The sequence below is a fragment of the Collinsella provencensis genome, assembly GCF_900199705.1.
GTDB lineage: Bacteria > Actinomycetota > Coriobacteriia > Coriobacteriales > Coriobacteriaceae > Collinsella > Collinsella provencensis.
This window is the reverse complement of sequence record NZ_LT904908.1, coordinates 921,384-940,336: the sequence shown is the minus strand read 5'-3', so window position 1 is coordinate 940,336 and position 18,953 is coordinate 921,384. Positions and strand designations below refer to the sequence as shown.

The following is an 18,953-nucleotide window of genomic DNA, read 5'->3' as shown; positions in this document are numbered from 1 at the left end:
TTATTTTTTTGAGGCAATACCGCCTCGCGGGCGAGCGGGCTAGTCGTGAAGCCATCGCGGTGGCGGAGCAAACGTCCCAGTGCGCAAGTGTGGGGTCAAAAACCAGGTCAGCTGGGGGAACATACATACGTCCGTGCTTTCTCGCGCGGGCGCGCATCGTGATGCCAGACTGTGTCGATGCGGCACAACGAAGATGAGGAGTACGGCAACAATGGTCGCGGGCATGAAGGTTGACGTGAGGACGGCGATTTCGAAGATTGCGGCGTGCATTTGCACGTTTGCGCTTGTGGTTGGGCTTTCCGGCTGCGCCTTTACAACGCCATTTACCACGCCGAGCCGTGCGGAGGTCAAGCCCGATCCCGTCGACCCGATGCTTTCGTCTCCCGATCTGGTAAAGGATGGTTACCTCACCGTTGCCATGGACTCGAGCAATGCTCCGCAGGCGCTTACCGATGCCGACGGCAAACCGAGCGGCTACTATGCCGATGTCGCCCTTGCCCTTGCTGAGCGCTTTGGCCTGAACCTCAAGGTTGTTTCCGCTTCGAACGCTGAATCGTCTGTAGGCAAGGGTGAGGCGGACCTCTTCTTTGGCGCCAAGGCCTCCGATGCAACAGATGGAATTGACGTTACGGGAATGCTGCTCGACAATGGTTCGGCGATTTTTGCCAAGACCGCTGATGGCTCTAACGAGGTGCCCACGCTGACCGTTCAAGGGCTTTCGGGTGCTACGATTGCCGTGCAGGACGCCTCCGCGTCACAGGACGCGCTGTTGCGCGCCGGCGTCGATGCCGATTTCAAGATTTGCGAGAACGTGAACAAGTGCTTTGAGGCGCTCGACAGCGGCGAGGCGAAGTACGTTGCTTGCGATGCCACAGCAGGTTCGTACCTTGCGCGCGCTTATCCGGGCGTGGTGTTTGTGGGGACGATCTCCTCGGTGTCTTCGTATGGAATTGCCCTTTCGAGTGAGAATACCGTTTTGGCAGCCGCCTTGGACGAAACGCTCGGCGATATGGTCGACGGCGGAATCCTCGAGGCCATTCACGCGCTTTGGTATGGTGTCACGCCGTTGAACCTTGCCGACTCACTGCTTTCGGGCATCGTGCTCACTTCCGAAACGGAGGAGCCTGCCGGGGACGAGGGTGCGGATGGCGAGAGTACCGAGGGAACTGACGAAAACGGCACTGAAGGCGGGTCGTCTGAGGACGATTACACCATAAGCGGTGACATAAACTCCATCGACTAGCAGTTGAGGTTGCGAGGCGCATCTCGGCAACAGCGATTCGTGTGTCCGATTGTCGATGTTTCGTGGCGAACTTGAAGGGGTGGTGTGCGTAACTGCGCGTCACCCCTTTTGTTTTGAATTGCAAAGGCGCTGGTAGGGGAGGGGATGAATAGCGCTTTACTACAATGGAGCGCATGTTTGAGCGACAATTCCGCAACTGGCACATGATGCCCTCCTAACGGATGCCCGCCATTGTGATGCGTGAGCTTCTGCATCTTGGGTACAACATGAATAGAGTCCTATCCCCGGATAGATTGGAACCACGATGGATATCAAGGTTTCTGGTCGCAAGACAACCGTTACCGATGCACTGCGCGCCCATGTAGACGAGAAAATCGGTGGAGCCCTTAAGGTGTTCGACATCGAGCCGATGACTGCCGACGTCGTGTTGCGTTATGAGAAAAATCCGTCCAACCCCAATCCCGCCATCGTGGAAGTCACGGTCCGCGCACGTGGATCTGTGATTCGCGTGGCTGAGCACGGTGCCGACATGTATGCCGCCATTGATCTGGCAGCCGAGAAGGTGACCCGCCAACTTCGCAAGTTCAAGACCAAGGTCGTTGACAATCGCCAGCAGGGTGCCTCCGCTTCCGACATGGTGTCGTTCAAGCCGGTTGAGGACCTTGCCGATCTGCTGATTCCCGAGGAAGAGGACAACCAGCTCGTCCGTGTGAAGGAAATTGAGCTGACCCCCATGACCGAGGAACAGGCGCTCGTGCAAACCGACCTGCTCGGTCACGACTTCTACGTCTTCGAAAGCAGCACCACGGGTCTCATTAATGTGGTATATCACCGTAAGAATGGTGGATATGGCATTATCAAGCCCAAACTGGAGACCGAAGGCGAGTAAAATAAACGGTTACGCATGATTTGGATGGCGGCCGTCCCGTGCGGGGCGGCCGTTGCTTTGCTTGAGGAGATGCAATGAGCGGTTGTCGTATTGTGATTGACACCTGTGCCGACCTTACGCCTGAACTTGCTGCAACGCTCGATGTTGATATTTTGGGGTTCCCCTACATTCTCGATGGCGAGGAATTCACCGACGATATTTGGACGTCGATAACGCCCAAGGAGTTTTACGACAAACTTCGCGCTGGTGCCAAGGCTTCCACGTCCGCAGTGTCGCTGGGGACCTACCTGGAGTTCTTTGAGAAGTGCGCCGTGGAGGGAACGCCCACGGTGTACCTGTGCTTTACCAGCGCATTGTCCTCGAGCTACAACTCCGCTTGTCAGGCGGCCGATCAGGTTCGTGCCGACCATCCCGACTTCGAGCTCTATGTGGTTGATAACGCACTTCCGAGCACGTGTGGAGCGATGCTTGCCATGGAAGCCGTTCGTCAGCGCGCTGCAGGTCTTTCCGCAAGGCAACTCGCCGACTGGGCCAATGAGGCAAAGACCTACATCCACGGCTACTTCTCACTCGATAACTTGGACGCGCTGGCTGCGGGCGGACGCATTCCTCCTGCGGCGGCGTCGCTATCGTCCAAGCTCGAGATCAAGCCGGTGCTCTCGTTTGATCTTGCGGGCTCGCTTTCGCTGATCGGTGTGAATCGCGGGCGTAAAAAGGCTCTTAAGGCACTTGTCAAACTCTTTGCCGATAACTATGCCCACGACGCTTCGTTGCCCGTTTTTGTGATGGGGGCGGATGCCGAGAAGGATTGCGATTGGCTCGAAGGTGCTATTCGCAAAGAGCTGGGAAATGAGAATGTCACCATTCTGCGCAGCTCGGTTGGCCCGACCATCGGATCGCACGTCGGTCCCGGCATGGTCGCGGTTGCGTTCTGGGGCAATAACCGCGCCGAGAAGATTTCGCTGACCGATCGTATCGCTAACCGTGTGCGGGGCGAGTAACCGTTTTGCCGCGAGTGCAGGGCGCAAACCATACGTTGTCATACAAGTCCCGTGGAAAGGGAACACATGTCTAACAAACTCAACGTCGCATTTATCGGAACAGGGATCATGGGCGCTCCCATCGCGGGGCACATTTTGGACGCGGGATATCCGGTGACGGTTTACAACCGCACCAAGGCAAAGGCCGAGGGCCTGCTTGCCAAGGGTGCCACGTGGGCCGATTCGCCCGCTGAAGCTGCCGCCGATGCCGACGTGGTGTTCACCATGGTCGGCTTCCCCACGGATGTTGAGGAAATCTATCTGGCGGGCAATGGTCTTTTGGCGACCGTCAAGGATGGAGCGTACCTGATCGACCTCACGACGAGTGCTCCCGAGCTTGCACGCGATATTTCCGAGGCTGCTGAGGTAAGCGGTAAGCATGCGTTTGACTGTCCCGTGACGGGCGGCGAGGGCGGCGCCATCGCCGGCACGCTGACCGCCATCGTGGGCGCTACCGAGCGCGACCTCGAGCCGGTTCGCGAGGTCATCGAGACCTTCACCTCGAAGATTTTCTGCTTCGGCGGCGCCGGTAAGGGTCAGGCCGCAAAGCTCGCCAACCAGGTCGCGCTTGCGAGCTCCATGGTGGGCATGGCGGACGCGCTTTCATTTGCCCAGCAAAACGGCCTGGATGTTGAGCAGGTGCGCTCGATGATCTGCTCCGGCACGGGCAGCACCGGTGCCATGCAGACGCTTGCCCCCAAGAGCCTCGAGGGCGACTACAAGCCCGGCTTCCTGGTTGAGCACTTCCTCAAGGACCTGGGTCTTGCACTTGCCGTTGCCGAGGAGCGCGAGATCGCCCTTCCCGGTGCAGACACCGCTTTTACGCTGTATGACATGCTCGAGGCAATCGGAGGCGGCAAGCTCGGTACGCAGGCCATCACGCTGCTTTATCAGGAGGAGGCCGATGCGGTTGCCGCCGGCCTGGATTGGTCGCTGTACACCGCCGCCCACGAGCACGACGAGGAGTGCGATTGCGACCACGACCATGGCGAAGAGCACGAGTGCCACTGTGGCCACGACCACGATCACGGTGGCGAGCACGAGTGCTGCGGCGATCATGGCCACGGTCATGGTGACGAGGGCCATGAGTGCCAGTGCGGTCACGACCATGGTGAGGACCATGAGTGCTGTGGTGGTCACGGCCATGGTCATCACGACGGCGATCATGAGTGCCGCTGCGGCCACCACCACGGGGAGTAGCTCGCATGCCGGCTAACTGGGCTTTTATCATCACGTATGCCCTGGTTTTCTGCTTTGCCATCTACATCGGTTTTTTCATCGGTCAGGAATTGTGCAAGCGCTGGGCAATTACCGCGAAGGCCTATTGGGCTGCCAACATCGGCGGCATTGTTATGGTGGTGCTTGCCACGGCGCTCATTCCCGCGCTGATGGTGCAGGTCACGCTGATTGGATTGCTCGCGGGTTATATCACGGGCCTCAAGATGACGTTTGGCGAGTCGAGCGGCCCTTGGAAATGGGTCGATAACTTCATGAACATCAACCGTCGCCATCGCCAGACGGCCGAGAAGGGCTCGGGAGAGGCGGCACGTCGTCGCCGCAAGACGGGTGAATCCGGACCCGATCTTATTTCTGTAGATGAACAGGGTTCTGCAACGAATACCGCGAGTACGAGCGAGAAAGGTAACAGGTAACACCTTATGTCCGACGAGATCACGAACAACCTCGCCCCCGAAGAAGCCGAGCGTTTGGAACATGTGACCGAGAGTGCCGACGCTCTGTCTGCCCTCATTGACGATCTGTCCCATTCCAGTCGTCGCACGCGTCAGCTTTCCGCACGCACGGTCAGTCTGCTTGCCCAGCGCGAGCCCGAGCTTCTTGTTCCGCATATCGATCAGCTGATCGATGCGCTGTATCGACCCGAGGCGCAGACCCGTTGGGAGGTTCTCGACGCCCTATCGCTGCTCGCCCCTGAGCAGGCAAAGGCATGCGGTGCGGCATTTGAGGGTGCCGAGGCGGCCCTGTTTGACGAGCTGTCTGCGCCGCTGCGTCTTTCTGCGTTCCACTTCCTCGCGGTATGGGGTGCAACCGAGCGTCGCCGTTCCGAGAAGGTGTGGCCGATTCTCGACGAGGCGATTCAGTGCTTCCATGGTGACCTTGAGTATCGCGACATGCTCGGTTTTCTGTACACGTTTGCGCACGGGCAGATTGCCGGTACGGTCGCAGGTGAGCTTGCAGGCCGTCTGCAGTTCGATGCCGAGAACGGCAAGGGCAACTACCTGCGCGTTCGCTCGCGCGAGATTTATGATGCGCTGGTCAAGCGCTTCAAACTCGAGAGTCCGAAGAGGCGCATGCGCGTGAAGAAAGAGGACGAGCTCGACGAGGACGAGGAGTAGCCATGACTCATGACGTTGTACTGATTCCCGGTGACGGTATCGGCCCTGAGATTACCGAGGCAATGCGTCGCGTGGTCGAGGCCACCGGCGTTTCCATCAACTGGAACGTTCAGAATGCCGGAGCTGGTGTGATGGATGAGTTTGGCACACCGCTGCCCGAGCATGTGCTCGACGCCGTGCGCACGACCAAGGTTGCCATCAAGGGCCCCATCACCACGCCGGTGGGAACGGGTTTTCGCAGCGTGAATGTTGCGTTGCGCAAAGAATTCGATTTGTATGCCTGCGTGCGCCCCTGTCTGTCGCAACCGGGTGACGGTTCGCGCTATCGTGACGTCGACTTGGTGATTGTGCGCGAGAACACCGAGGACCTGTATGCGGGCATCGAGTTTGACGAGGGCGCAGCAGAGGTTGCGGAGCTCAACGAGCTCGTAAAGCGTTCTGGTCAAAAGCCGTTTGCCGAGGATTCCGCCATTTCCATCAAGCCCATCTCCATTGCGCGCTCGCGCCGCATCGTGGAGTACGCGTTTGAGTATGCACGTCGCTGCGGGCGCAAAAAGGTCACGGCGGTGCACAAGGCCAACATCATGAAGGCGACTGACGGTCTGTACCTGCGCATTGCCCGCGAGGTGGCCGAGCGCTATCCCGACATCGAGTTCAACGACAAGATCGTTGACGCCACGTGCATGGGCTTGGTGCAGAACCCCGATGACTTCGATGTCCTCGTATGCCTCAATCTGTATGGCGACATCGTGAGTGACCTGTGCGCCGGTCTGGTGGGCGGCCTTGGCATGGCACCCGGTGCGAATATCGGCGCTGACGCGGCCATTTTCGAGGCGACGCATGGCTCTGCGCCCGACATTGCGGGCAAGGGTATCGCCAATCCCACCGCGGAGATTCTATCCGCGGCCATGATGCTCGACCATTTGGGCGAGGGCGATGCTGCGGAGCGCATTCGCGCGGCGGTTCGCGCCACGCTTGCGGAGGGCACGCAGGTGACGGGCGACGTGAAGCGCGCGCTTACGGGCTCTACCGAGGGTGCTGTCGGTACGCAGGAGTTTGCCGACGCCGTTATCGCACACCTTTCGTAGGGGATGTCGTTTTTAGGGCGTTTGGCGGAAAAGTTAACTGAGTCATAAGTGAATACGTCCCGTTGGGGGCGTATTCTTTTTACGAGCGATTGACCGCGTTGAAGGAGAGCTGATATGGGCTTGATTCAAAAGAAAGACGAAGACAAGGATTATATCGATGGAATCGAGGTAATCGGTCGCGGGGAGGGTCCCGACGACGATTCCGAGGTTTTTGACGTCGAGTTGCATGAGGGCGCCACCGCTGAGGATATTTCGGGCACGACCGCCGCGCGTGAGGGCGATATTGAGACTGAGGCCGACCCGGAGCTTTTGAGCGAGGTCGACGAGGTCGTTGTCGAGGACGAGGATGCCGAGGACGACGCGAACGACGACGCTGAAGATGACATGGACGATGCGGACGCAGCCGAGGACGCAGCTGAGGACGCTGCCGTCGAGGACGAGGACGACCTCGACGATGATGCCGAAGACGATGCAGCTCCGGAAAAGCGTTCGAAAATGCTGTTGATCGGTGGTGTGATTGCTGTCGTGATCGCCGCCGTTATCGGTTACTTCATCGGATCGGGCGGTTTTGGTTCCAAGGGCCTCGCGAGCGCGACGTTCGCCGATGATCAGCTCGATGCCGTCGTGGCAACTTGGTCGTACAACGGTGCCGAGCACAAGGTCACCGCGCGCGAGGCCATTGAGAGCCAGTACAGCATCGAAGCGGCGCAGCATGAGGATGGCACGTATTCGGCTCCTTCTGGAGAAGTCATTCTCTCGTATGTGCGCAATCAGATTCTGGTTGCCGATGCCGAGGCCAAGGGCATGACGGCAGACGACGATGAGCTCGCGGCGGCTGCCGAGCAAACGCTCGGTATGTCTGATTTTGCGTCGATTGGCGAGCAGTATGGCATGACCGAGGATCAGGTGAAGGTGGTTCTCAGGGAGCAGGTGCTCATTCAGAAGCTCTACAACTCCATTGTTGCGGATTCCCCGGTGCCTCCCACTGCGCCAGCAGAGCCCGAGGACGGAGACGAGACTGCAGCCACGGAGGCTTACGCTCAGTACATCATCGATCTTGCGGGCGATGCATGGGATGCCAAGGCCGGCACTTGGGCGGATGAGGGCAGCTCCTACGCCCAGGTTTTCGCGGACAACGCCTTTACGGGCGAAACCGCGACGTACGAACAGGCCCAAACCGCTTTCTACATTGCCTACCAGGCATATTCCGAGGAGAGTTCCGTGGCGAATGAGGCTTGGACCGAATACGTCAATGGCTTGTTTGCCAAGACGAACTTGTCTTTGTACGGGCTGTTCGCCTAATGGGTGCCAAGCACGTGCAGCGCATCGGCTAGAATGTTCATGAAGGGCGCGGGAGGGCTATCCTTCCGCGCTCATTTTGTTTGAGCGGTTCTCGTGTGGCAGTGCCTACTTGAGCAGGTATGCCTGCTAGGCAGGTGGGCTTGTTTCGACAAACTGCACGGGAACGGGAAGAAGGGCATTCTCATGGACGAAAAGCTCGTTGAATTCTGCAAACCCAGTATGGAACATCCCGTTGCCATCGTGTTGGGTAGCGGCCTTGGTGCCTTGGCCGACCGCGTCCGTGTGGTGCGCCGTATTCCGTATGCCGACATCGACGGTTTCCCCGACGAGGCGATTCCCGTGGCGGGCCATCGCTATGAGGTGCTTGTGGGATCGCTCGATGGCGTGCCCGTGGTTGTGTATCCCGGCCGTGTGCATTTGTACCAGGGTTATAACGCCCTGCAGGTGACCTCGCTCGTGCGTCATGCGCACAAGCTGGGATGCCGCAGCATCATGCTGGGGTGCGCTTCGGGTGCCGTGCGCGATGTGAAACCCGGTACGGTGGGTGTCATCACCGATCAAATCAACCTGACGGGGCACAACCCGCTGGATAACGCCGAGGGTGTTGCCGCGGCAGGGCTCGACGAGCCGTTTGTCCCCATGGCGGGTGCCTACTCCGCCTATCTGCGCGACCTGGCGAAAGACACTGCTTCCGAGGCCGGCTTTGAGCTGGCTGAGGGTGTGTATGCGGGTATGCTCGGCCCGTCGTATGAGACGCAGGCGGAGATTGCCATGCTCGCAGGTTTTGGCGTGGATTACGTGGGCATGTCCACGGTGTGCGAGACGATTATGGCTCGCGCGCTGGGCATGGAGGTCCTGGGTGTGACGCTCGTCACCAACCAGGCGGGTCGTCCCGACAACAGCCATGAGATGGTGCTTGAGGTTGCCGAACGTGCGGCGGAGACCATGCGTGCAATCGTGCTGGGTGTCTTGAAGCGTATGGCTCAGTAAGGGCACGTTGAGGCAGACGCGATTTCGTTGCTTCTCCTCAACACTTCGGTACGAGGTTTTTTCGTCACTGCGCAGCTAATACTTGCACAACGAGACGTTTCCACGTACCATAGTCACTCGTTGGCACGGGCATGCTCGTAGCCACCATGGAGTCGCCAGCGTAGCTCAGTTGGCAGAGCACCGCTCTCGTAAAGCGGGGGTCACCGGTTCGAGCCCGGTCGCTGGCTCCATTAAAAATCGCAGGCCATCGGGAAATCCCGGTGGCCTGTTTTCATTTGCTGGCTTTTCTCGCGTCTTTATTCTTTGCCGCTATCTTTGCGTTTTCCCGCAAGCTTCCTGGCCGAACGCTTGATGCCAGCGATCAGTCCGCCCGTTGGATGCTCTCGGTTATAGGCATCACGCTTATCACGCTTGGCTCGCTCGTCTAGGAAAATCTGTCCGTAGTCTTTTACGATGCGGTCGTAGAACTCAACCGCGCCCGCGATATCTTCCTCGTTGGGACGGCCCTTGTTCATGCCGCCCACAAACTTGAACGGTCCGTAGGTATCGAACCCCGGGCATCCATAGACGCTCAGCAGATTGGCGAATTTGAGACGGCAGATGCCGCTGAGTTCCCTGCCGTTGTGTTTATCGTTGCCTCCATAGGTAATGAACCCGATTACGTTATCGCCGTCACGCAGGCACTCCTCGGCAATGCGACGGATGTCCGCATCGAATTTGCCGTAATAGATACCCGATGCAAACGCGATGATGTGGTAGGGGGAGAGGTCGGGATATTCCCGCTTGCCCAGCGAGGCGACGTCGATCACGGTAATTTCGGGATGTGCAGCTGCCACGGCGTCGACGAGCTTCTTTGTGTTGCCGTGATGCTTCGAACGATACAGAATGACGGTTTTGAGCTCGTTTGTAACTTCGTCCATGAGTACACCTTTCGGGCATGGTGGCTTGCTGTTCCGTTGTGCCACGGGTGCCAAGCGCTGCGGGCCGCTTGATTGCGGCTGCTGACCATTTTGCGCCAGAGGCGGTAAATCATACGCAAGTCAACGGGTCATGTGCCAAGTGCCATGCCGATCGTCGTTGTGTTCCCCTGTATGATAGCGGTTTTCGAGTAAGTGGTGAGACGCTCAACCAGCCTATGGTTTGCATAGGTATTAATATAAAAAGTGGTTCGTAGTTTTAAATACCAGTTGATACCAATTAAGAATTTCTTCATAAACAAGCTGCGGGTTTATCAATTTGAACATAAGTAAAAATGGAGTGGTACCCGCGAAAAAATGTAAAATTAAATACATGACTGTTCAATGCTAAAAACAAAATCACAGGTAAAAGGCGTATTCTGGCGAACGGTAAGAAAATAGGGTTAAACGGTAGCCAACCTTGAATCTGAGTCCTTTTATCGATATTTCCTAGCTATCTCCTCACAATTGGGCTACTCTTGTTATGTGGTTACTACCAGTTAGGAACAAAAGACACCACAGAAGGGGAAGAGGCACTGATGATTGGCTTCATTCTGACGGGGCACGGACAATTCTCGAATGGTATTAAGAGCGCGTTGGATATGGTGGCCGGCGATCAGCCCGCCTTTAAGATCGTTCCCTTTGAGGGAAGTGCTGCCGCTACCTATGCGGAGGATCTGCGCGACGCAATCACCTCCATGCGCGCTGAGTGCGAGGAGGGCGTCATCGTGTTCGTCGACCTGCTCGGAGGCACGCCTTTCAACCAGTCCATGATGATCTCCGGCGACGTGGACAAGGTCGAGATCGTTACGGGCACCAACCTTCCGATGCTCATCGAGCTCTTCTTCGCGCGCAACGGTGCCACCGATGTGACCGCACTTGCCGAGCAGGCCGTGTCCGTTGGCCGCGAGGCTGTTACCCGTCAGTCCGTCGCCGCTATCATGGGCGATGCCGATGACGCTGATGACTTCGGTGATGAGGACGGCATTTAATGGGCGAGGGATTTGGCACGGTTTTTCTTAACACCTGCATCGCGCTGGGCATTTTGATGCTCGTCCTTGGCGTGGTGTACACCATTTGGACTCAGCATAACCTCAAGAAGAAGCGCGTGTATTTCAAAGAGCTTCACACCGAACTTGCGCCCGGTAAAGAGGTCATGTTTTGCGGCGGCATTTTTGGAACCGTGAAAAGCGTCGACGGAGATCGCGTTGAGGTCAAGGTCCGCTCCGGTGCCGTAATCGATGTGTCGCGCTACGCCATCCAGGAAATCGTTTCCTCCAAATAGGTAACAGGGGAGAGCGCTTTGGCGTGTTCTCCCAAAAAGGTAACGCTGTAAGGCACGTCCGGAAAGGAACGTAACATGGCAGAACCCAACATTCTTCTCACCCGTATCGACAACCGTCTGATTCATGGCCAGGTTGCCACCCAGTGGAATTCCACGTTGGGATCCAACCTCATTCTCGTTGCCAACGACGATGTCGCTAGCAATACCATGCGTCAGAACCTCATGAAGATGGCTGCGCCCGCGGGCGTTGCCACCCGTTTCTTCTCGCTTCAGAAGACCATTGAGATCATTCACAAGGCCTCTCCGAAGCAGAAGATCTTTATCGTGGCCGAAAACCCGCATGACGTGCTCGCGCTCGTCAAGGGCGGGGTGCCTATCAAGAAGGTCAATATCGGCAATATGCACATGGCGGAGGGAAAGCGTCAGGTTGCCACCTCGGTGGCCGTCAACGACGCAGACGTCGCTGCTTTCCGCGAGCTTCAAAATTTGGGGGTGGAACTTGAAATTCGCCGCGTGCCCAGCACGCCAGTTGAGGACGTCAACAAGCTCTTCTCGTAAGGGTTGATGCTCCCCAAGGCATGCAGGCAGCGTTTCTGTTTGTGTGTATGTGTAAAAGACATTGTTACTAACTACATCTGAAAGGAGGAGTAACAGATGGATGTCTCGTTTGTCCAGGTCGCACTTGTCTTTATCGTCACGTTTATCGCGGCAATCGACCAGTTCGACTTCCTCGAGTCCTTGTATCAGCCGATCGTCACAGGCGCCGTTGTCGGTGCCATTCTGGGCGACGTCACCACCGGCCTGGTGGTTGGCGGTACTTACCAGCTGATGACCATCGGTAATATGCCAATCGGAGGTGCTCAGCCGCCTAACGCCGTTATCGGTGGCATCATGGCAGCTGTGTTCGCCTGCACCCTGAAGATGGATCCGAACGTGGCCGTCGCAACCGCTATCCCCTTTGCGCTGCTCGGCCAGTACGGCGTGACCCTGTTCTTCACCGTCCGTGCCCCGATCATGGAGTCCTTCCGCAACTGTGCTGTCAACGCTGATACGAAGGGTGTTACGCGTCTGACGATTATCTCCGAGGTCATCCTCGGCCTGATCTTCGCCGTCATCGTCACCCTGTTCTTCGTTGCCGGTCTCGCTGTTGGTCAGGATCTTGTCAACGCCATTCCCGCATGGCTCAACGACGGTCTGTCCGCCGCTGGTGGCATGATGCGCTTCGTCGGCTTCGCCATCCTGCTCAAGGTCATGATGAACCGTGACATGTGGGCGTTCTTCCTGCTGGGCTTCGCGCTCACCAACGTTGTCCATGCTATTCCCGCTCTCGCCAAGCCCGAGCTGCTGATCATGGCCGTTATCGGCTTTGCCCTCGCTTTCTGGGACTTCCAGCAGCAGACGGAGCTCAAGGGCGCTGCTTTTGACGGAGGTGACATGAGCGATGGCATCTAATGAGTTTGTCGTACCGGAGCGTTACGAAGATCTGACTCCTGCGCCGAAGGTTGATAACAAGACCCTCGATCGTATGGCTCTCCGCTCCTACTGGCTGCAGTCTTCCTTCAACTACGAGACCATGCAGTCCGGCGGCTGGCTGTTCGCCATGATTCCGGGCCTCGAGAAGGTCCACACCAACAAGAACGACCTTGCCACGTCGATGTACCACAACTTGGACTTCATCAACACGCATCCGTTCCTGGTGACGTTTGTTATGGGTATCGTTCTCTCCCTCGAGCAGAACAAGGTCGATATCCAGTCCATCCGCGCCGTCCGCATTTCTGCTGCCTCCCCGCTGGGCGGCATCGGTGACGCCCTGTTCTGGCTGACCCTCGTGCCTATCACCGCTGGTCTGACCTCCAACATGGCAATTGACGGCAACATCGCGGCCCCTATCATCTTCCTGCTGGTGTTCAACATCGCACAGGCTGCGTGCCGCTTTGGCCTCATGCGTTGGGCGTACAACGTCGGTACGAGTGCTATCGACGCCCTGACCTCCAACATGCAGGCGTTCACCCGCGCTGCTTCCATCATGGGCTGCTTCGTCGTTGGCTCCCTGGTCGTTAACATGGGTGGCACCCAGATCAACGCCACCATCCCCAACGGCACCACCCGTGGCATCGAGGTTCAGACCATCGTCGTCTCCAACGAGGAGGCCGAGAACTTCGCCGATATGGCCATCGACACCAAGACCGCTGACGCTGGCACCATGGGCATGACCGACATGGACGGCAACGCGCTGACCGACGGCGCCACCGAGACCGGTATCACTGACCTTGGCAACGGCATGAGCTCCGTCTCCTACGCGACGGTTACCGAGACCCCGGTTTCCTTCTCCGTGGCTGACACGCTCGACACCGTTATGCCCAAGCTCGTTCCCCTTGCGCTCGTGTTGATGCTGTACTTCCTGTTCGCGAAGGCCAACTTCACTCCTGTTAAGGGCATCGTGCTTCTGCTCATCATCGGCATTCTTGGATCTGGCTTTGGCATTTGGCAGAGCCTCTGGTCGGGCGTCATCATCGTCTAACCGACAGGTTGCTGCGTTGTTCACAACAGTCCCCCACTGATGTGTAAAAAAGAAGGCCGCGTTGATTGCATTTTGCGATGGCGCGGCCTTTTTATTAAAGTAGCTGCGTTAGGCAGTAGTTTTACTCGTGACCGATGAAGTGGAGGCGCAAGTAAGATGGCGGTTCGTTCGGCAAAGCAGCCGTTGTACGATCAGCTCGTGGATATTCTTTCCGAAAAGATCGAAAACGAGTATTCCGTGGGGGACATGCTTCCCTCGGAGCGCGAACTGTCCGAACGCTATGGCCTCTCGCGCACAACGGTGCGTCTTGCCCTGCAGGAGCTCGAGCGACTTGGCATGGTGGTGCGTCAACACGGCCGCGGAACGTTCGTTTCCGATCGTTCGGCGAAGACGACCAACCTTATGCAGTCGTACAGCTTTACCGAGCATATGCGTAGCTTGGGCCGCGATCCGGTAACCACGATTTTGGAGTTTTCCGAGCTCGACGCCGACAAAAACCTGTCTGCGCACATGAACGTGCATTTGGGGGAGCGCCTGTACAAGCTCAAGCGCCTTCGTTCGGCAGATGGCATGCCGATGATGGTGGAATCGACCTATTTGCCCGCCCGCAAATTCCTAACGCTCAAGCGTTCGATGCTGGATAAAAAGCCGCTGTACGACATCATTGAAATTGATTTTCGTGAACGCATCAGCGTAGCAGAGGAAGAGTTCTTCGCGAGCATCGCGCGTTCTGCCGACGCACATTTGCTCGATATTTCGGAAGGGTCGCCCGTGCTCGATTTGATGCGCACGACCTACAACGTGCATAACGAGATTGTGGAGTACACCCTGTCAGTCGCGCGTGCGGACCAGTTCAAATACAAGGTTTTGCATCACCGTCCCGCATAGCTTGTTCGATTTGGCGTAAGGAACCTTGAGCGGACGAAAAGTGCCGACGAAAGGTTTAAGTGGTTACAACCAGATAACCAATGTATAATAGAAGTACCAAGTAGATACCTTAATCTGAAAGAGAGGTATTATCCATGTTCGAGAAAACCGTCGAAGAGCTTAATGAGATGGGGGCCCTCAACACCACCACCGAGATTAAGCAGCAGCCCGAGCTCTGGCTCGATACGCTGAACATCTACAAGGAGAACCTTGACGCCGTCGAGCAGTTCCTCGCCGACGCTCGCGCCATGGGTGAGGGCCGTCTGTCTGTGGTGTTCACGGGCGCCGGCACTTCCGATTACGTGAGCGACACCGCGGCTCCGTACCTGCGTCGTTGCGGCAACACGGCGCTCTATGACTTCAGGCCGGTCGCAACCACCGACATTGTGTCCGCTCCTTGGGACTTCATCAACCCGAATGAGCCCACGGTGCTCGTGTCTTTCGCCCGTTCCGGTAACAGCCCCGAGTCTCTCGCCGCCGTTGACGTGGCCAGGAAGTATGTGAAGAACATCAAGTTCCTCAACATCACCTGCGCCCCCGAGGGCAAGCTCGCCGTCGAGTCCGCAGACGACCCCGATGCGCTGACGATCCTCATCCCGCGCGCCAACGACAAGGGCTTCGCCATGACCGGCTCCTATAGCTGCATGACGCTCCTTGCCACCCTCATCTTCGACGCCGCTTCGCTCGAGCAGAAAACGGCCTGGGTCGAAGCCATTGCCAAGATGGGCGAGGATGTCGTTGCCCGCGAGGACGAGATCGCCGCATATCTGACGGGTGACTACAATCGCGTGACCTACCTTGGTTCCGGCTCCTTTGTGGGTCTTGCCCAGGAAGCCCAGCTTAAGATTCTCGAGCTTGCCCACGGTCTTGTTGCTACCTCTTGGGACAGCTGCATGGGCTATCGTCATGGGCCCAAGTCCTTTGTCGATGACAAGACGCTCGTGTTCGTCTTTGCCAACAACGACGCCTATACGCGCCAGTACGACCTCGACATCCTGAACGAGATCAACGGTGACGGAATCGCTCAGAAGACGATTGCCGTCCAGCAGGCGGGCGATACCCAGTTCGACGGTACCGCGTTTACGTTTGAGGGCTCTGAGCTGCTGCCCGAGGCTTATCTTGCGCTGCCGTTCGTGATGGTGGCGCAGACCATCTCGCTGCTCAATTCCGTGCGCGTGGGCAATACGCCCGACACGCCGAGCCCCTCCGGCACCGTCAACCGCGTGGTTAAGGGCGTGACCATTCATCCGTTCGAGGCATAAGCCTTTTCTACTGTAGGGACGTGTACCGCCTGGCGGTGCGCGTCCCTTTTGCATGTATGGCCTTGCGCGCGTTCTTGGGATGAAGAAGACCGGGCACGTTGCGTTTTACACCAGACGGACCTTTCGGGGGATTCCATACATTGAGGCCATGTATATCTCGTTTGCCAATTGCCGTATGCGGTTTTTGGGTACACGCGAGATAACACACAGATGCCGGCGCCGCGTTGCGGCGGTTCGGCCGTTCATGTTAGGAGAACACATGAGCACCTATGCCATTAAAGCCGATGCGTTTTATTTCCCCACGCGTGTTGCCCGTGGTGGTTATCTCATGGTTGAGGACGGCGTGTTCGGCGCGTATCTGACGAGTGAGCCTGCGTGCGACATCGTCGATTACACCGGCTTCGAGATCGCACCCGGTTACGTGGATACGCATATTCACGGTTTCGATAACTGCGACATCATGGACCGCAAGGTCGAGAGCGTTGCTGCCGTATCGCGCGGTATCCTGCGCAACGGCGTGACGTCGTATCTGCCCACCACGCTCACGGCGAGTACTGAGCAGCTCGAAGAGGCTTGCGCCAGTGTTGCCGAGTATGTCGAGATGGGCGACGACGTGCCGCACGCTCGCATCCAGGGCATCTTCCTAGAGGGCCCCTTCTTCACCGAGAAGTACAAGGGCGCGCAGAATCCTGCGTATCTGAGTGCCCCATCCATGGAAAAGCTCAATCGCTGGCAGGCGGCCGCTAAGGGCCTCGTGAAGAAGATTGCCGTTGCTCCTGAGTATGAGGATGCGCCTGCGTTCACTGCCGAGGCAGTGGCATCGGGCGTTGTGGTGGCGCTTGGACACTCCGCGGCAACGTGCGACCAGGCTCGCGCATGCCTGGACGCCGGTGCCCAGGTGTTCGTTCACACCTACAACGGCATGAGCGGTTTGCATCATCGCGAGCCCGGCATGGTGGGCGCCGCGCTTTCCTCTGCCGACAAATCCTATTCGGAGCTCATCTGCGACGGCCATCATGTGAACCCGGTTTCCGCAGGTATCGTGATGAACGCCAAGAGCCATGAGTATACCGTGCTCATCACTGACTGCATGTGCGCCGGTGGAATGCCCGACGGTGATTACTTCCTGGGAGAGCTTCCGGTCGTGGTCGCGGAGGGTACCGCCCGCCTCAAGGACGGCGGCTCGCTCGCAGGTTCCATCCTCAACATGTGCGACGCCGTGAAGAACGTCTTTGCTTGGGGCATCGCCACCAAGCAGGAGGCGATTTACATGGCAACTCAGGCGCCTGCAGAGGCCAACGACATCGCAGATGTTTGCGGTTCCATCCGTCCCGGCCGCGATGCCGATTTCGTGGTGCTCGATTCCGACCTGAGCCTCAAGGCCACCTATTTGGGCGGCGAGGAGGTTTATACTGCATAGACCATGGGTGCGTGCCCTGCGGCCGATTTGATTTGCCGCGGGGTGCGCCTTCGGACGCGAAGAAGGGCGCCAAAGCATGTCTATGCAGGTTATCGGAATTGCAATCATTGTCATCACGCTCGCCATTACTGCGTATGTCGAGATAAGCAAGCGCAAGACGTTTGCCAAACTGGAAGAATATATGCGCGCGGGCGACTTTGAGCACGTATTGGACCTGCTGGACAAACGGTCGACGCAGACGCTGTATCCGCGTTACAACCTGCTGTTCATGCGCCTCAATGCGATGCTTGGCATGGGTGATGTCAAACAGGCCAAGCAGATCATTGATGAGATGCGTGACCTTAAGATGAACAAGGAGCAGCGTCTTGCGCTCGCCGTCAGGGCGTTCAACTTGTACGCTGAAGCAAGAGACAGGGCCAACGCAACCAAGGAGCTCGAGGTTATCGAGGAGAGCGGGGACAAGATTACGGTCGAGGCATGCCGTAGGACCTATGAGGTGTTCTTCAAGGGCTCTTCGGCGTATATCGAAGAGATGGAAAAGGCGCTCGAGCATGTTTCCGGTGCCGAGGAGGCCGCCATGTGCCAGATGCTTGCCTTGCAGTACGAGAACCGCGGCGACAAAGAGCGTGCTCGTTCGTATCGCACACGCGTGCAACGCATTATCGAGAAAGCGACGGGTAAGTAGCCCGTCAGAAGGGTTGTTTACATGATTCTCACCGTCACTATGAATCCGGCGATTGATACGTCCTATCCCATCGACCATCTGGTGATTGACGACGTCAACCGCGTTGTTCCGAAAAAGACCGCAGGCGGCAAGGGCCTTAACGTGAGCCGTGTGCTCACGCAGTTGGGCAACGATGTGCTCGCAACTGGTCTGCTCGGCGGACATATGGGCGCCTACATGCGCTCACTTATGGATGCCGATGGTATCGCACATGACTTCACACCCATTGCCGGGGAGACGCGCGTGTGCATCAGTGTGCTGCATGAGGGCAACCAAACTGAATTCCTCGAGAGTGGTCCGACGGTTATGGAAGACGAGCTCGAGGCATTTGTGGCGAAGTTCTCCGAGCTCGTGGAGCAAGTCAACTGCGTCACCGTTTCTGGCTCACTTCCTGCGGGCGTTCCTGCCGACTTCTATGTGCGTTTGGTTTCCATTGCGGCGGAGCATCAGGTGCCCTTGCTGCTCGACACCTCGGGTTCCGCGCTTGACGCCGTTCTTGGAGCGGAAGTCAAGCCCACGCTCGTCAAGCCCAACCTTTCTGAGATTAATACGCTGCTAGGAACTGCGTATACACCTGAACAGGTAGGCGAGCTTGCTGACGCGCTGAAGGCCGATGCACGTTTTGCCGGTATCGAATGGGTTGTTGTGTCGATGGGCGCTGCGGGTTCCTTTGCATTCCATAACGGTAAGACGTATCGCGTGGCAACGCCGCCCATCGAAGCAGTAAATGCCACTGGCTCCGGCGATTCCACGATCGCGGGCTTCGCGCATGCCATTGCGGCGGGCGCAAGCGACGTCACGCTGCTCAAGACGGGCAACACCTGTGGCAAGCTCAACGCTATGGATTCGCGGACAGGTCATTTGCTGATTGAGCGTTGGGATGAGGTATACAACTCCGTCGCCGTCATTGAGCTGTAGAGATACAAACGGAGAGTCGCGTTTGCCTCGAACC

20 protein-coding genes and 1 tRNA gene are annotated in these 18,953 nt (G+C 57.6%); 20 read left to right on the top strand and 1 reads right to left on the bottom strand.

Annotated elements, in window-relative coordinates:
• Positions 1–211 precede the first annotated feature (211 nt).
• The 10 genes from C1711_RS04325 to C1711_RS04280 all read left to right on the top strand — a co-directional run bounded on the left by C1711_RS04325 (position 212) and on the right by C1711_RS04280 (position 9,136).
• Positions 212–1,243, top strand: coding sequence for a substrate-binding periplasmic protein (locus tag C1711_RS04325; RefSeq protein ID WP_159060049.1), 1,032 nt, complete (start codon positions 212–214; stop codon positions 1,241–1,243).
• 304 nt (positions 1,244–1,547) lie between these two features.
• Positions 1,548–2,132: a ribosome hibernation-promoting factor, HPF/YfiA family gene (hpf, locus tag C1711_RS04320; protein ID WP_102337953.1), complete on the top strand. Its 585-nt coding sequence runs from the start codon at positions 1,548–1,550 to the stop codon at positions 2,130–2,132.
• A 74-nt stretch (positions 2,133–2,206) separates the two neighbouring features.
• Positions 2,207–3,133: a DegV family protein gene (locus C1711_RS04315; RefSeq protein WP_102337952.1), complete on the top strand. Its 927-nt coding sequence runs from the start codon at positions 2,207–2,209 to the stop codon at positions 3,131–3,133.
• A gap of 66 nt (positions 3,134–3,199) precedes the next feature.
• Positions 3,200–4,372 carry an NAD(P)-dependent oxidoreductase gene (locus C1711_RS04310; RefSeq protein ID WP_102337951.1) on the top strand — a complete coding sequence of 391 codons (1,173 nt, stop codon included), beginning with the start codon at positions 3,200–3,202 and terminating at the stop codon, positions 4,370–4,372.
• Positions 4,373–4,377: 5 nt separating this feature from the next.
• On the top strand, positions 4,378–4,824 hold the full coding sequence (locus C1711_RS04305) for a hypothetical protein (protein ID WP_102337950.1): 447 nt from the start codon (positions 4,378–4,380) through the stop codon (positions 4,822–4,824).
• 6 nt (positions 4,825–4,830) lie between these two features.
• Complete coding sequence (locus tag C1711_RS04300) at positions 4,831–5,526, top strand: hypothetical protein (protein ID WP_102337949.1); 696 nt, start codon at positions 4,831–4,833, stop codon at positions 5,524–5,526.
• Between the two features lie 2 nt (positions 5,527–5,528).
• Positions 5,529–6,614 carry an isocitrate/isopropylmalate dehydrogenase family protein gene (locus tag C1711_RS04295; RefSeq protein WP_102337948.1) on the top strand — a complete coding sequence of 362 codons (1,086 nt, stop codon included), beginning with the start codon at positions 5,529–5,531 and terminating at the stop codon, positions 6,612–6,614.
• Positions 6,615–6,728: 114 nt separating this feature from the next.
• Positions 6,729–7,916, top strand: a complete 1,188-nt coding sequence (locus tag C1711_RS04290) for a hypothetical protein (protein WP_102337947.1) — start codon at positions 6,729–6,731, stop codon at positions 7,914–7,916.
• A 183-nt stretch (positions 7,917–8,099) separates the two neighbouring features.
• Positions 8,100–8,906 carry a purine-nucleoside phosphorylase gene (locus tag C1711_RS04285; RefSeq protein ID WP_102337946.1) on the top strand — a complete coding sequence of 269 codons (807 nt, stop codon included), beginning with the start codon at positions 8,100–8,102 and terminating at the stop codon, positions 8,904–8,906.
• 154 nt (positions 8,907–9,060) lie between these two features.
• Positions 9,061–9,136: transfer RNA gene (locus C1711_RS04280), tRNA-Thr, on the top strand.
• A 66-nt stretch (positions 9,137–9,202) separates the two neighbouring features.
• Here C1711_RS04280 and C1711_RS04275 read toward each other — a convergent pair.
• On the bottom strand, positions 9,203–9,826 hold the full coding sequence (locus C1711_RS04275; RefSeq protein ID WP_102337945.1) for a flavodoxin domain-containing protein: 624 nt from the start codon (positions 9,824–9,826) through the stop codon (positions 9,203–9,205).
• Positions 9,827–10,401: 575 nt separating this feature from the next.
• Between C1711_RS04275 and C1711_RS04270 the strand changes: the two genes are divergently transcribed.
• From C1711_RS04270 to C1711_RS04225, 10 genes are all read left to right on the top strand, one after another.
• Positions 10,402–10,854: a PTS sugar transporter subunit IIA gene (locus tag C1711_RS04270; RefSeq protein WP_102337944.1), complete on the top strand. Its 453-nt coding sequence runs from the start codon at positions 10,402–10,404 to the stop codon at positions 10,852–10,854.
• Positions 10,854–11,147: a preprotein translocase subunit YajC gene (yajC, locus tag C1711_RS04265; RefSeq protein WP_102337943.1), complete on the top strand. Its 294-nt coding sequence runs from the start codon at positions 10,854–10,856 to the stop codon at positions 11,145–11,147. The genes C1711_RS04270 and yajC overlap by 1 nt, the downstream gene beginning before the upstream one ends.
• Before the next feature lie 75 nt (positions 11,148–11,222).
• Entirely contained in the window at positions 11,223–11,705 is a 483-nt protein-coding gene (gene agaV / locus C1711_RS04260) for a PTS N-acetylgalactosamine transporter subunit IIB (RefSeq protein WP_102337942.1), read from the top strand.
• Positions 11,706–11,801: 96 nt separating this feature from the next.
• Positions 11,802–12,599: a PTS mannose/fructose/sorbose/N-acetylgalactosamine transporter subunit IIC gene (locus C1711_RS04255; RefSeq protein WP_102337941.1), complete on the top strand. Its 798-nt coding sequence runs from the start codon at positions 11,802–11,804 to the stop codon at positions 12,597–12,599.
• Positions 12,589–13,668 (top strand): PTS system mannose/fructose/sorbose family transporter subunit IID, encoded by a 1,080-nt coding sequence (locus C1711_RS04250; protein WP_102337940.1) that lies wholly within the window; start codon positions 12,589–12,591, stop codon positions 13,666–13,668. Before C1711_RS04255 ends, C1711_RS04250 begins: the two co-directional genes overlap by 11 nt.
• Positions 13,669–13,824: 156 nt before the next feature.
• Positions 13,825–14,556, top strand: coding sequence for a GntR family transcriptional regulator (locus C1711_RS04245; protein WP_102337939.1), 732 nt, complete (start codon positions 13,825–13,827; stop codon positions 14,554–14,556).
• A 134-nt stretch (positions 14,557–14,690) separates the two neighbouring features.
• Entirely contained in the window at positions 14,691–15,857 is a 1,167-nt protein-coding gene (gene agaS / locus C1711_RS04240) for an SIS domain-containing protein (RefSeq protein ID WP_102337938.1), read from the top strand.
• A 259-nt stretch (positions 15,858–16,116) separates the two neighbouring features.
• Positions 16,117–17,277: an N-acetylglucosamine-6-phosphate deacetylase gene (gene nagA, locus C1711_RS04235; RefSeq protein ID WP_102337937.1), complete on the top strand. Its 1,161-nt coding sequence runs from the start codon at positions 16,117–16,119 to the stop codon at positions 17,275–17,277.
• An 82-nt stretch (positions 17,278–17,359) separates the two neighbouring features.
• A complete protein-coding gene (locus tag C1711_RS04230; protein WP_234346228.1) occupies positions 17,360–17,962 on the top strand; it encodes a hypothetical protein in 603 nt (200 codons plus the stop codon).
• Between the two features lie 21 nt (positions 17,963–17,983).
• On the top strand, positions 17,984–18,919 hold the full coding sequence (locus C1711_RS04225; RefSeq protein WP_102337935.1) for a hexose kinase: 936 nt from the start codon (positions 17,984–17,986) through the stop codon (positions 18,917–18,919).
• Positions 18,920–18,953 lie beyond the last annotated feature (34 nt).

What these genes read in the sequence shown, in the direction of transcription:
- C1711_RS04300 (WP_102337949.1), top strand. Translation starts at nt 4,831, where the DNA reads ATGTCCGACGAGATCACGAACAACCTCGCCCCCGAAGAAGCCGAGCGT.
- C1711_RS04295 (WP_102337948.1), top strand. Translation starts at nt 5,529, where the DNA reads ATGACTCATGACGTTGTACTGATTCCCGGTGACGGTATCGGCCCTGAG.
- C1711_RS04310 (WP_102337951.1), top strand. Translation starts at nt 3,200, where the DNA reads ATGTCTAACAAACTCAACGTCGCATTTATCGGAACAGGGATCATGGGC.
- yajC (WP_102337943.1), top strand. Translation starts at nt 10,854, where the DNA reads ATGGGCGAGGGATTTGGCACGGTTTTTCTTAACACCTGCATCGCGCTG.
- C1711_RS04250 (WP_102337940.1), top strand. Translation starts at nt 12,589, where the DNA reads ATGGCATCTAATGAGTTTGTCGTACCGGAGCGTTACGAAGATCTGACT.
- C1711_RS04225 (WP_102337935.1), top strand. Translation starts at nt 17,984, where the DNA reads ATGATTCTCACCGTCACTATGAATCCGGCGATTGATACGTCCTATCCC.
- C1711_RS04325 (WP_159060049.1), top strand. Translation starts at nt 212, where the DNA reads ATGGTCGCGGGCATGAAGGTTGACGTGAGGACGGCGATTTCGAAGATT.
- agaS (WP_102337938.1), top strand. Translation starts at nt 14,691, where the DNA reads ATGTTCGAGAAAACCGTCGAAGAGCTTAATGAGATGGGGGCCCTCAAC.
- nagA (WP_102337937.1), top strand. Translation starts at nt 16,117, where the DNA reads ATGAGCACCTATGCCATTAAAGCCGATGCGTTTTATTTCCCCACGCGT.
- agaV (WP_102337942.1), top strand. Translation starts at nt 11,223, where the DNA reads ATGGCAGAACCCAACATTCTTCTCACCCGTATCGACAACCGTCTGATT.
- C1711_RS04275 (WP_102337945.1), bottom strand. Translation starts at nt 9,826, where the DNA reads ATGGACGAAGTTACAAACGAGCTCAAAACCGTCATTCTGTATCGTTCG.
- C1711_RS04305 (WP_102337950.1), top strand. Translation starts at nt 4,378, where the DNA reads ATGCCGGCTAACTGGGCTTTTATCATCACGTATGCCCTGGTTTTCTGC.
- C1711_RS04315 (WP_102337952.1), top strand. Translation starts at nt 2,207, where the DNA reads ATGAGCGGTTGTCGTATTGTGATTGACACCTGTGCCGACCTTACGCCT.
- C1711_RS04230 (WP_234346228.1), top strand. Translation starts at nt 17,360, where the DNA reads ATGCAGGTTATCGGAATTGCAATCATTGTCATCACGCTCGCCATTACT.
- C1711_RS04270 (WP_102337944.1), top strand. Translation starts at nt 10,402, where the DNA reads ATGATTGGCTTCATTCTGACGGGGCACGGACAATTCTCGAATGGTATT.
- C1711_RS04285 (WP_102337946.1), top strand. Translation starts at nt 8,100, where the DNA reads ATGGACGAAAAGCTCGTTGAATTCTGCAAACCCAGTATGGAACATCCC.
- C1711_RS04255 (WP_102337941.1), top strand. Translation starts at nt 11,802, where the DNA reads ATGGATGTCTCGTTTGTCCAGGTCGCACTTGTCTTTATCGTCACGTTT.
- C1711_RS04290 (WP_102337947.1), top strand. Translation starts at nt 6,729, where the DNA reads ATGGGCTTGATTCAAAAGAAAGACGAAGACAAGGATTATATCGATGGA.
- hpf (WP_102337953.1), top strand. Translation starts at nt 1,548, where the DNA reads ATGGATATCAAGGTTTCTGGTCGCAAGACAACCGTTACCGATGCACTG.
- C1711_RS04245 (WP_102337939.1), top strand. Translation starts at nt 13,825, where the DNA reads ATGGCGGTTCGTTCGGCAAAGCAGCCGTTGTACGATCAGCTCGTGGAT.